Origin of the sequence: Tissierella creatinophila DSM 6911, assembly GCF_001940565.1 — a bacterium.
GTDB lineage: Bacteria > Bacillota > Clostridia > Tissierellales > Tissierellaceae > Tissierella_A > Tissierella_A creatinophila.
In genome coordinates, this window is record NZ_LTDM01000065.1 from 1 (window position 1) to 12,083 (window position 12,083).

Sequence of the window (12,083 nt, forward strand, 5' to 3'; positions counted from 1 at the left end):
AGTACCTTTATTAGTCATGCCTTCAGGTACTAAAACCATATAGGCAGAGGCTCCATATCAATGGCAAATCGGAAACAACGGAATATATTTTTTATACTAAATGCGACAACTTGCTTGACAAACTCCGCATCTTAGACACAAGTGTAACTTGGCAAAGATTCTGTGAAGTTATCAATAATGAAATTGTTACAAAAAATATTCGTATGACATCGTCAGAAGACAAAAGACTTGGAACATATTTTGTTAGAGCTACTGACTTAGAATATCATGAAGAAGCAGACAATAATGACCTATCTGAAAAAGAGCAAATTCAAGCAAGGTTGCTTAATTATAGATTCGCTGAAAAAGTTCTTAAATATTTATGGGATGATGCTTTTAAATTTTCACGTGAGGATATTTTCAAAAATACAATTTATAAGAGTCTAGAAGAAGTAGTTAATCACTTTAATTCTAGGAGTTCTGCAAAAGCAACAGGCAATGATCGTCTAGATGTTTTTAAAGAAGAGATTATTGATGCTTTTCTAACCCAGGATTTAATTGATAGTACTGTTGAGTAAGGTGGTGATAATCTATGGAAATAAGCACTGAATTACTGAAGAGCAAGTGCCATGTTAATACGAATGAAGAAGGAGATCGCTTTGTAGGCATCAAGGCTGATTCTGAAAATGCGATGGTCTATTTTCCTATGGGTTATCAATTGCCAGACACAGAACATGAACGAAGAAGAGATATTTTGCATCTAATATCCGTACTTTCAGAATTTACGGTCAGAAATGATAGAGTACTCCATATGAAAAAGTTTGAAGCTCCTCAATCCGTTGATTTTCCTGTCAATGCATATATGGAAGTAATAAACTACTATTTGGAGCAACGCTCATATTACACAGAGAAGGAGCCTATCTATAAAACTAGCGATCGTGGTAACACCGACTGGGCTAAAACAATTCGTCAGCAGAAACCTTTGTTGCAGGCTAACAATTCGCCTATTTATTTAAAACAGACAGTAAGGGATTCTACACCGAATGATCGTAATCTGATAACACAAATCCACAAATACTGTGTATATGAGAGTTTTCAAAAATTAGGATGGTTGTTTACACCAAATCTTCCACCTAAACCAGATTTTCCGATTGATATTAAACGGTTTCTTATTGAACTAAATGATAAATTAGGTAAAACAAATAATGATAAAGATAAACGTCTTTTCACTTCAATGATTGCAATGCTTAAGTATATAGATGAAGAGACAAACAAACGTCAATTCTATTTTGGGACAGATAGTTTCGAGTATGTATGGGAAAAACTTATTGACAGAGTATTTGGTGTTAGTAACAAAAACTCATATTTTCCAAAGGCAACCTGGCACCTAAAAAAAGGTAAGACAAGAACATTTGAAGCTCTTAGGCCAGATACAATCATGGTTTGCAATAACAAAATCTATGTCTTAGACGCAAAGTATTATAGATATGGATTAACTGGCGAACCCATGCATCTGCCAGAGGGTAGATCTATACATAAGCAGATAACTTATGGTGAATATATAAGTATAAACAATAAATTCAAAGATGAAAATGGCAATAATCCAACGGTATACAATGCATTTTTGATGCCATACAATTCACGAGAAAATATTTTTGATTTGTCTGGTATATTTGAAAATTGTGGTGAAAGTACAGGTGAGTGGAAAGGGCATGATAATACTTTTGAACATGTCCAAGGCATCTTGGTCGATATCAATTACTTGATGCACCATTACACAGGAAACCACTCGAAAAAAATTATAGCCTTAGCAGATTCGATAGAGAGAGCTTTAACTGAAAATGGTGGGAATTTACCTATAGAGGCTGAAATAAGTGTATCAGTTGGATCAGATTATTAATCATAAGTATACAGAAAAAATAAAAAATCACCGTTACTATGTGGACTGCATAGTGACGGTGATTTTTTATTTTTGAGCCATTTTCTTTACTTTTTTCCGGTGATTTCGCTGGGCAGTTGCATTTCTACAGTTAGGGCTGCAATATTTTTTTCGTCCATTTGAGGTCTTAATCAAGAAATGATTATTGCAAGCAGGATTAGCGCATTCTCTATATATTTCAGAACCAGGTCTCATATAAAATATTGAAAAATATAAGGCCGAAAGCAAGTTAGTGGCTTTCCATGAAGGCTCCATTTTACTTGCCACAAAACGAGGCACAATACCAGAAAGATTTGAATTAATTTCTTCATTTAACACAATCTTTGCGACTACTATAAGAACCTGTTTAAGATTGTCGTCAAAATTCTCAATAGCTGGTTCATCATAAAATTCGATGCCATTTTCATAAGTTACTTTACTAACCACGCCTACCTTTCTCATAAGATGAAATAGGAAATCTATGGTAATACGAGCTGCAGGTGTTTCATTTGGTGCATTGCGATACAGATAAACAATATCTTTATATCGAAGGTCGTTTATTCCTGGATAACGGTTTGTCAAAGAACTACCAGAAATAATATCTTGATACTCCTCAATATTTAAATCATATGTTGGTTTATATACTGAATCAGTAATTATATACGTTTCACTTTCAAAGCCTTCTTTGGTGCCGTCAATCTCGGGTACTGAGGAGGCTTTTTCTAATGTTTTAATGAAACCATTATAACAAGTCGAATATGGTTTGCTCATAGAATTTAACTTGAAAGAAACTCGCTCTGACAGAAGTAGATAAAGAGTTAGGTATAGTATTTTCTCATAGCTTCTATTAGGTTCTTCAATCTCACTCATGAGAAGAACTGTTGCCTTTATATGATTCACAACTTCAGTCAAAGAATATAGATCGACTTCCTCGTATTCCGTTTTACTAACAGGAAAGAAAAAACCGTTTTCCTCAAAAAAACTTCGTATGCTGTCAACTTCGTTTGGTAAAGAGATTAGTGCACTTAGTAAGTTTTCTTTTCTAACTGATCCCATCGGTGTGGTTCTACAAAGACCGTTTGAACCACTAAAGGCATAATGTAATTCATTTTGCTCATCAGATTGAATTTTCAAAGTGCGTCTCATCTCACCAGGAGAAAGATTAACAACATCAACACCTGTAAAACATCTATAGCCCTTTAGAGAAAAATAATCGTTTCCTAAATTAAAAAAGTTTTCATTTTCTAATGCAATATTTTCGATTTCAGACATAAGAATTTCCTCCTCCTCATACTACAAACACATAAAATCACATCAACAAGTAATCGAATAAATAATTGTTTATTTATTATATCAAGTTTTAGTAATCAATACAATAACCTTTGAAAGCTGATTATTATTAATAGTAATCGATAAATTCAGAAATTTACTTACTATTTGAGACTGATTACAATTATAGATGAGGGGGAATCCCTCTTAAAATTTATCTGTCTCAAAGTCCTATTGCGCATACGGACGGCGGGATGCATAAGAGTTCAGAACACAGTGACAAAGACTGTGTTTGGAATGAAGATGCACCCACCGTAATTTCGTGTGCTCTTTTTTTGGACAAGCGAAATTTGTGGTCATCTTATCCGCAGGCTCTTTTGCATTCCGCCACCCATTACCGGGACGGAAAGGAATGCAAAATGAAAATACGAGTTTTATATGAAGATCACATCAAAAACGGTCACAAGAACTACACCACAATTGAAATTCCAGATGGAGATTACAGCATCATGCTGGATATCGACTATGAACAGCGTCTTGCAGAAGCAAAGCCAGAAAAGAAGGCTGAAGTAAAGCGTTGTGAGACCGTGCAGGAAATGTTCGACCTTATGAACAGCAAAGAATACAACTGCTGGCGCAGGGAAACCAGGTATATTGACCCCAATCCAAAGATGAAGAAGTTAAGTGGTAAGAGGGGATATATCCAGGCTGAACCAGACGAGGAGTCCTTTAACATTATGGATTATCTCTGTACCACTTCTGATGACGAGACACGCAGTAGAGATTATGAATGTGAAGAAATCTGTGACTGGATCCGCAGCACTCTTTCCAAGAAACCAGAATGGGCAGATGCCTTTATTGCAGTCCGTATTAATGGCATTTCAATTCGTGAATATGCCCGTTCTATCGGTGCAGATGAAAACAATATCACCCAGAAATTAAAGCGAGCAACAAAGAAATTAGGAAAAGAATATCCAAATCGTCAGATTTGACCTTTTCCCAAGGCTACTAGGTAAGAGGTCAAGGCCTCTCAAAAATTATAAGGAGGTAATTCTGATGAGAGAATTAATACCTAAAGACAAATACGGTGTATTTGCCGACACCAAGGATACGGCAAGAGTAGATAGTTTGTTTGTGGCTGAGTTCTTTGAGAAGGAACATAAAAATGTTCTGCGTGACATTGCTAAAATCACTGACCCCAAATCTGGGTTAAGCACAGAATTTGCTCAGCTCAATTTTGAGCCGACCTCATACACGGATGGTTGGAACAGAAAGCAAAAGGCTTATGCCATGACCCGTGATGGATTCACTATGTTGGTTATGGGATATACAGGGCAGAAAGCAATGAAGTTCAAAGAGTTATACATCAAACGCTTTAATGAAATGGAGCAGTTCATTAAAACCCTTGTTTCCGCTCGTAAGGAGTTTCCTTTGCTGACTGACAACATTAAGTTGCTCCATGAAAACCCCAAGCCTTATCACTTCAGTAATGAATGCGACATGATTAACCGCATTGTTACAGGGATGTCGGCAAAGCAATTTAGAATTGCTAACGGTATTGAAAAAGGTAAAAGTATCCGTCCGTATCTTTCAGATGAGCAGATTACCATGCTGGAAACTCTGCAAAAAGTAGATGTGGGTTTATTAGTGGCTGTTCCAGATTATCAGCAGCGTAAGCGTCATCTGGAATGGTACAAGCTGAAGATGGAAGAGAACAAAAATTAAGGAGGATAATCATTATGTTTTATGTGAAAGAGAGATTGAACGATACCATGGAGGTATCCATTGAAATAACAGATGAGAATGTATTTTGTCATTGCCCTATGTGTGGCACTGAGGTGCCAGTAGACATTGCAGAAATTTTAAGTGACGGAGAGAGCGATCTATTTGGTACGGCAGTATTTTGTGATGAATGTGGCAAGAAGGTTAGAGCTGGAGGTAGACATTATGAGCATAAACAAATTTAATTCAGAAGGATATCATGATCCGACTCCACATGAAGCACTTAGAAATATCACTCGTGAGGAAAAGGCAGCAGCAAAAGCTGCCTTCAAGCCTCTTGTCTATATTTGCTCCCCCTTTAGTGGCGATATAGAAAACAATAATAAGCGGACACGGGAGTTCTGCCGTTTCGCATTAGAAAAAGGAAATATCCCTCTTGCTCCCCACCTTATGTTTCCGCAGTTTATGGATGACAACAATGAAAAAGAACGTGACCTCGCTATTTTCATGGATATTATCCTGATGGGTAAATGCCAAGAGGTCTGGGTGCTAGGAGATGTTATCTCAAAAGGCATGAGTATTGAAATAGAAAAGGCAAAGAAACGTAGACAGCCAGTCAGATATTTTAATAAAGATTTCGAGGAGGTAAAGGCTCTATGAAAAAAATAAAGGCAATACAGACTGAATATAAAGGTTACCTCTTCCGTTCAAGACTTGAGGCACGCTGGGCGATATTCTTCGATTGCTGTGGTGTCCAATATGAGTATGAACCCGAAGGCTATGACCTAGGAAACGGTTTGATGTATCTTCCGGATTTTCTTCTTCATGGTGTAGATGGTAGAGATGGCGGTGACCTTTACATTGAAGTTAAGGGTCAGATGACCGAGGACGATGCGAAGAAGATTAACCGTTTCTACGAGTTGGGGAAAGAAGATCCTGACGCTTACGGAAAGTCAAAGACCGCAATCTTTGTGGTTGGCAATATTCCAAGTGGAGGGGATATCGACGATATCCTTTGGTGCATTGAAGGTGAAGCCTATGCAAACAACGGTAATTGGCCTAATAAGTATAACTTCGAAACTATCGATGGAGATTACTTTGCTGGATATCCCGGGATAAATCATCAAGGCAAATTTGAGCTGTTTGGAGATGACAGTAACTATCTTTGTGATATGGACCGTAGAGCAACTGAAAAAGCCTATCGTGCTGCTAGACAGGCAAGATTTGAACATGGACAAAGACCTCGTTTGAAAGGAGGTTATTAAGTTGAGAAAATTAGCCATTGCTTATGGGAACAGCCGACAGGCAAAGAAGTGGGTCAACAAAGAAATCACTTTTGATGCGCTAAAAGATAGATTGAAGACTCCAATTAGGACCACGGAATCAGCTGAAGAATATGCCAAGTTCGGTAAAGGTCAAAAGGATATTGCAAAAGACCATGGTGGCTTTGTTGCAGGTGTATTAAAAGGTGGTCGCAGAAAAAACGATACTGTGGAACTTCGATCAATGATTGCTTTAGATGGTGACAGAATTAATAAAGAATTTCTTGAAAACTATGAATCGAAAGCTGCATATACCTCTGTTCTTTATTCAACCCATAGTAGCACAGAAGAAAATCCAAGGGTGCGTCTTATTTTTCCCCTAACAAGAGATGTAACCTCAGAGGAATTTGTAGCAGTTTCAAGATATTTAGCACAGATGCTTGGCATGGATTATTTCGATGAATGCTCCTATCTACCAAACCAGCTGATGTACTGGCCAAGTACGCCATCCAACGGAAAATTTGTATATAAGGAAGTAGACAAAACTTGGCTTAATCCAGATGATATTTTAATAGCCCATCCCGAATGGACTGATCCTACAAGACTTCCGACTTCATCTAGGGAGAGCAAGGCAAATACAGTTTCGCATGAGAAGGTACAGGACCCTCTTGCAAAGGAGGGTGTTGTGGGCCTTTTTAATAGAGTTTATTTCCCTGTTACAAAAGCAATCGATGCTTTTTTATCAGACGTCTACGAGCCAACAGAAAATGAGGACCGCTACCATTTTATAGAATCAAGCAGTATGGCGGGTGTTGAAATCAAAGATGGTGGCAAGTTCGTGTATAGCCATCATGCCAAGGACCCGGCATACCTAAAATTATGCAATGCCTTTGACATCGTTCGTATCCATAAATTTGGTGATGAGGATGATAAGAAGTCCTTTAAAGAAATGTGCGAGTTTGCAATGCAGATTGATGAAGTAAAACTCCTTGCAGCTAATGAGCGTCTTGCAGAAGCTGAAGTGGATTTCACTGACAGTGGAGATGATTGGAAGTCAAGACTGAGGTATCAACCTAGATCAAGTTTACTGGAAAATAGCGTATACAACTTAAACCTTATTCTTAATCATGACCCCGATTTTAAGAACTTTGCATATAACGAGCTGTCGAACCGTATCCAGGTCACAGGATCACTACCATGGGAAAGACCAGAAGGTAACGTATTTTGGAGAGATGCCGACACAGCCCAGCTTAAGTCCATTATGGATATTCGCTACCTTCCGTTCTCAAGCAGAAACCACGATGTTGCATTTACTAAGGTTGCTGATGATAGAAGATTCCATCCTATAAGGGATTACCTTGATTCCCTCCCTGCGTGGGATGGAGTAAAACGTGTAGAAGATATTTTTATCAAATATCTCCAGGCTGATGATACCGAGTATATATGCACAGTGACCAGAAAGACCTTTGCAGCTGCTGTTGCACGGATATATGTTCCTGGAATTAAGTTTGACTGTGTTCCTGTGCTTGATGGCGATCAGGGTATTGGGAAAAGCACCATCATTAAAGACCTTGTAACAGCAGAATTCTACTCTGAAACATTATCTCTTACGGATATGGATGATAAGTCTGGTGCTGAAAAACTGCAAGGATTCTGGGCGGTTGAAATCGGAGAACTTGCTGGAATGAAGAAAGCTGATATTGAAAAAGTAAAAGCGTTCCTCTCAACTTCAGATGATAAATACAGACCGTCCTATGGAAGAGTTGTAGAAAGTCATCCTAGACAGTGCATCGTCATTGCAACGGTAAATGGAGAGCGTGGATATTTACGTGACATCACAGGAAACCGCCGCTTTTGGATTATTAAGGTACATCAGAAAAAGCAGAAGAAGACCTGGAATTTTACTGAAGCATATAGGCAGCAGTTCTGGGCCGAAGCTAAAGAAATATGGAAATCGGGTGAAAAACTGTACCTCGAGGGTGATGTTTTAGAGGAGGCTGAAAAAGCACAGAAAGGTGCGATGGAGGCTGATGAGCGTGTTGGCATGGTTGAAGAATACCTAAATACTCTACTTCCAGATGATTGGGATAGTATGGACTTATTTGCCCGTAGGAATTACCTAAGCGGTAGCGAATTTGGTGGAGCCAAGCATACAGGTACTGTTGCACGAACATCTGTAAGCAATGCGGAAATTTGGTGTGAATGCTTTAATCGTAGTCTCCCAGAATTAAAGACTACCGACAGTTATCAGATTGCAGCACTTATGTCTCAGATTTCCGGTTGGGAACGAACCAGTAGTATTAAGCGTTTGCCGATTTATGGTAGGCAGCGACTATATCATTATGGTGGATAGAGAACACAAGAATGCGACACAACACAACTTTTTCCCTTATATTCAAAATGCTTTTTCTTAAAAGTAGATAGTAAATAACCGTGAGCGTATACGCGCGTTAGTAAATATAGGGGAATGGTTGTGATTTTGTGTTTCTTGTGTCAGATGGGAGGATATTATGCAAGAAAAATATATAGAGAAAAAACTTGTAGCAGCAGTTAAAGACATGGGAGGTATTGCCCCGAAATTTGTAAGTCCTGGAATAGATGGAATGCCTGACCGTATTGTGTTACTTCCCATGGGAAGTATCGCCTTTGTCGAATGTAAGGCAACAGGGAAAAAGATGCGTCCTTTACAGAATAAAAGAAAGAAGCAATTAGAGGCATTAGGCTTTCTAGTCTATTGCCTGGATGATATAGAACAGATTGGAGGGATACTTAGTGAAATACAATCCACATGAATACCAAAGCTATGCTACTGAATTCATTTTATCCCATCCCATATCTGCAGTATTTCTTGAAATGGGTTTAGGTAAAAGTGTGATTACTTTATCCGCCATATTTGATTTGTGTTTAGATAGCTTTCTCGTTTGCAAGGTTTTGGTCATTGCGCCTTTAAGAGTAGCAAGAGATACATGGCCTGCCGAAATCAAAAAGTGGGATCATCTAAAAGGACTCTCTTATTCAGTGGCAGTGGGAACGGAAAAAGAAAGAATCGATGCCCTCAAGAAACAATCAACGCTATACATCATCAACCGTGAGAACGTAGATTGGCTGGTTCATAAAAGTGGTATTCCTTTTCATTTTGATATGGTGGTCATTGATGAGCTATCATCCTTTAAGTCTTATGGTGCAAAGCGGTTTAAGAGTCTACTTAAAGTAAGACCCTCTGTAAAAAGAATAGTCGGCCTTACCGGAACTCCCTCCAGTAATGGATTGATGGATTTATGGGCAGAATTTCGAATTCTTGATTTGGGTCAAAGGCTTGGACGCTACATTAGTCATTATCGAAATACCTATTTTAAGCCAGATAAGCGAAATGCTCAGATTATATTTTCTTATAAACCACTACCCGGTGCGGAAGAGGAAATCTACAAACAAATATCAGACATCACCATTTCTATGAAATCTACTGATTATCTCAAGATGCCTGAATATGTCAGCAATGAAGTATTTGTCACTTTAAGTGATAAGGAATGGAAGGTTTACTCAGATTTCAAGAAAGACATGGTGGCTAACTTAGGTGATGAAGAGATTGATGCGGTTAATGCAGCAGTCCTTTCTGGAAAACTGCTACAGATGGCAAATGGTGCAGTATACGATAGCGAGAATAAGGCTCATGTGATTCATGACAAAAAGCTAGATGCCTTGGAAGATTTAATCGAAGGAGCGAATGGGAAACCGGTCCTTGTTGCTTATTGGTATAAGCATGATTTTGAGCGAATTAAAGATAGATTTCCAGTCAGACAAATTCAGTCGTCGAAGGATATTGAGGATTGGAATGATGGCAAGATACCCATTGCTGTTATTCATCCAGCCAGTGCAGGTCATGGTCTTAATCTTCAAAGCGGCGGCTCGACTCTGATCTGGTTTGGTCTGACCTGGTCACTAGAGCTGTATCAGCAAACCAATGCAAGACTTTATAGGCAGGGTCAAAGGGATACAGTTATTGTCCACCACATCATCACCAAAAACACCATCGATGAAGACGTGCTGCTTGCACTCACAAAAAAGGAGAAAACTCAAGATGCCTTGATTGATGCGGTAAAGGCGAATTTAGAGGTGATGCGATGACAGAACCTTATCAAAATTTAGCTAATGCCATTATTTTGATGGCTGTTAAAGATTATAGAGATGCCTTAATGAAACTAAAGAAACGTCCATTTTATGGACCGGCACAAGATATGAAAAACGAGGTGGAGAGGTTCTTCCACTCTGATTGGTATAGAGAACTTACCTCTGTTGATGGGAACGTCCTAATCAAAAAGCTACAAGCGGAGGTGAGCGAACAATGAAAGCAAAAGAATATTTACATCAAGCCTACAGGCTAGATAAACGAATACAATCAAACATTGAGGAAATGGAAAGGCTAAGGGAGTTATCGACCAGTGTTTCCTCCCCTAGCTGGGGTGAGAGAATACAGACACAACGGCATACCGATGCTTTGTTTGTCAGGTACCTGGAGCGAATTGAAGAACTTCAAATCAAGATTAATGATGAGGTGGATCATCTTGTAGCACTTAAAGCAGAGATTCGAGATGTGATTAATAAAGTAACGGATATCGATGAACGTATGGTGTTACGTTACCGTTATGTTCATAACTTTACTTGGGAGCAAATCGGTGATGAATTAAATGCTGATAAGAGTACTATTCGCAGATGGCATGGTAATGCCTTAAATCATGTTATTGTACCTGAAAATCCAATAACTATTCAAAAGTTAAACAGCAATGAGCACTTTTGAGCAGAGATAAGCACCTCATCTTTATGTTACATTATAGTCAGCAAGATAGAATACTTACCAAGCCTTGTGGGCCATGCCCTGCAGGGCTTTTTCTATGCCCAGAAAGCGAGGTGATACGATGCCAAGAAAACCGAAACGACCGTGCAGTACTCCGGGTTGTCCAAACTTAACCGATGGTCAGTATTGTGATGACCATCGGTTAATTGAGCGTAGGCGCTATGACAAGTACCAACGGTCAAGCGATGTCAATAAAAAGTACGGCAGAGCCTGGAAAAGAATCCGTGACCGCTATGCACGAGAACATCCCCTGTGTGAGATGTGTAAAGAGGACGGACGACTAGCTCCCACCGATGAAGTGCATCACATCCTCCCTGTTTCTCAAGGTGGTACACACGATAGAAGTAATTTGATGTCCTTATGTAAATCCTGTCACAACAAGATTCATTTAGAACTCGGTGATCGACAAATTCGCAACTGAGCCAAGGGGGAGGTCAAATCTCTAGACCTTTTATGGCGGACAACGGCCTGGGGCTTCGTGTGTAAAAATCAGAAATCAAAGGGGGTATTAAAGACTTTTAGGAAAGTGGGGTGAAAAACATGGCGAAAGACGGTACAGCAAGAGGCGGTCAGCGTATTGGTGCGGGAAGAAAATCAAAGGCTCTAACCGACAAAATTGCTGACGGCAGATTAAATGGTGCCATGATCCTGCCAGAGCCAACGGAAATAGAAGGTGCAGATGTGCCGGCTGTAAAAGACTATTTAAAGGCTACTCAGAAAAATGGCAAAGACCTCTGCGCAGAAGATATTTATATAGAAACCTATAAATGGTTAAAAGATCGTAGCTGCGAAATGTTAGTAAACAACCAGCTAATCGAGCAGTATGCCATGAGTGTTTCTCGTTGGATTCAGTGTGAAGAGTGTATTTCAGAATATGGCTTTCTTGCCAAGCATCCAACCACTTCCGCTGCCATCGCATCACCTTATGTTGCGATGAGTCGTGAATACATGAAACAGGTCAACCAGTGTTGGTATCAGATTTACCAAATTGTAAAAGAAAACTGCTCTGTGGAGTTCGGTGGAAGAAGTCCACAAGATGATTTGATGGAGCGGTTATTATCTGCTCGGAAAGGAAAATAAA

General features: G+C 39.2%; 15 protein-coding genes. 14 read left to right on the top strand and 1 reads right to left on the bottom strand.

Annotation, left to right across the window (positions count from 1 at the left end; genetic code table 11):
* Positions 1-203 precede the first annotated feature (203 nt).
* Both TICRE_RS11815 and TICRE_RS11820 read left to right on the top strand, forming a co-directional pair.
* Entirely contained in the window at positions 204-557 is a 354-nt protein-coding gene (locus TICRE_RS11815) for a hypothetical protein (RefSeq protein ID WP_143583181.1), read from the top strand.
* Positions 558-571: 14 nt separating this feature from the next.
* Positions 572-1,879, top strand: a complete 1,308-nt coding sequence (locus TICRE_RS11820) for an LlaJI family restriction endonuclease (RefSeq protein ID WP_075728354.1) — start codon at positions 572-574, stop codon at positions 1,877-1,879.
* 66 nt (positions 1,880-1,945) lie between these two features.
* Here TICRE_RS11820 and TICRE_RS11825 read toward each other — a convergent pair whose 3' ends face one another.
* Positions 1,946-3,169 carry a CGNR zinc finger domain-containing protein gene (locus TICRE_RS11825; protein ID WP_075728356.1) on the bottom strand — a complete coding sequence of 408 codons (1,224 nt, stop codon included), beginning with the start codon at positions 3,167-3,169 and terminating at the stop codon, positions 1,946-1,948.
* A gap of 251 nt (positions 3,170-3,420) precedes the next feature.
* Between TICRE_RS11825 and TICRE_RS11830 the strand changes: the two genes are divergently transcribed.
* From TICRE_RS11830 to TICRE_RS11885, 12 genes are all read left to right on the top strand, one after another.
* Positions 3,421-4,158 (top strand): hypothetical protein, encoded by a 738-nt coding sequence (locus TICRE_RS11830; RefSeq protein ID WP_233120208.1) that lies wholly within the window; start codon positions 3,421-3,423, stop codon positions 4,156-4,158.
* A 64-nt stretch (positions 4,159-4,222) separates the two neighbouring features.
* Positions 4,223-4,891, top strand: coding sequence for a Rha family transcriptional regulator (locus tag TICRE_RS11835; RefSeq protein ID WP_075728359.1), 669 nt, complete (start codon positions 4,223-4,225; stop codon positions 4,889-4,891).
* Between the two features lie 14 nt (positions 4,892-4,905).
* Positions 4,906-5,133: a hypothetical protein gene (locus TICRE_RS11840; RefSeq protein ID WP_075728361.1), complete on the top strand. Its 228-nt coding sequence runs from the start codon at positions 4,906-4,908 to the stop codon at positions 5,131-5,133.
* Complete coding sequence (locus TICRE_RS11845; protein ID WP_075728363.1) at positions 5,114-5,548, top strand: DUF7768 domain-containing protein; 435 nt, start codon at positions 5,114-5,116, stop codon at positions 5,546-5,548. The genes TICRE_RS11840 and TICRE_RS11845 overlap by 20 nt, the downstream gene beginning before the upstream one ends.
* The gene (locus TICRE_RS11850; protein WP_198927570.1) at positions 5,545-6,153 is read left to right on the top strand and encodes a PDDEXK family nuclease; all 609 of its coding nucleotides are present in this window, start codon (positions 5,545-5,547) and stop codon (positions 6,151-6,153) included. The genes TICRE_RS11845 and TICRE_RS11850 overlap by 4 nt, the downstream gene beginning before the upstream one ends.
* A gap of 1 nt (position 6,154) precedes the next feature.
* A complete protein-coding gene (locus tag TICRE_RS11855) occupies positions 6,155-8,503 on the top strand; it encodes a virulence-associated E family protein (RefSeq protein WP_075728365.1) in 2,349 nt (782 codons plus the stop codon).
* A 157-nt stretch (positions 8,504-8,660) separates the two neighbouring features.
* Positions 8,661-8,942, top strand: coding sequence for a VRR-NUC domain-containing protein (locus TICRE_RS11860; protein ID WP_075728367.1), 282 nt, complete (start codon positions 8,661-8,663; stop codon positions 8,940-8,942).
* Positions 8,923-10,275, top strand: coding sequence for a DEAD/DEAH box helicase (locus tag TICRE_RS11865; protein ID WP_075728369.1), 1,353 nt, complete (start codon positions 8,923-8,925; stop codon positions 10,273-10,275). The genes TICRE_RS11860 and TICRE_RS11865 overlap by 20 nt, the downstream gene beginning before the upstream one ends.
* A complete protein-coding gene (locus tag TICRE_RS11870; protein ID WP_075728371.1) occupies positions 10,272-10,496 on the top strand; it encodes a hypothetical protein in 225 nt (74 codons plus the stop codon). The genes TICRE_RS11865 and TICRE_RS11870 overlap by 4 nt, the downstream gene beginning before the upstream one ends.
* Positions 10,493-10,945 (top strand): DUF1492 domain-containing protein, encoded by a 453-nt coding sequence (locus TICRE_RS11875; protein WP_075728373.1) that lies wholly within the window; start codon positions 10,493-10,495, stop codon positions 10,943-10,945. The genes TICRE_RS11870 and TICRE_RS11875 overlap by 4 nt, the downstream gene beginning before the upstream one ends.
* Positions 10,946-11,261: 316 nt before the next feature.
* Complete coding sequence (locus TICRE_RS13900) at positions 11,262-11,423, top strand: HNH endonuclease signature motif containing protein (protein ID WP_456300654.1); 162 nt, start codon at positions 11,262-11,264, stop codon at positions 11,421-11,423.
* Positions 11,424-11,542: 119 nt separating this feature from the next.
* Positions 11,543-12,082, top strand: coding sequence for a P27 family phage terminase small subunit (locus TICRE_RS11885; RefSeq protein ID WP_075728377.1), 540 nt, complete (start codon positions 11,543-11,545; stop codon positions 12,080-12,082).
* Position 12,083: the final 1 nt, after the last annotated feature.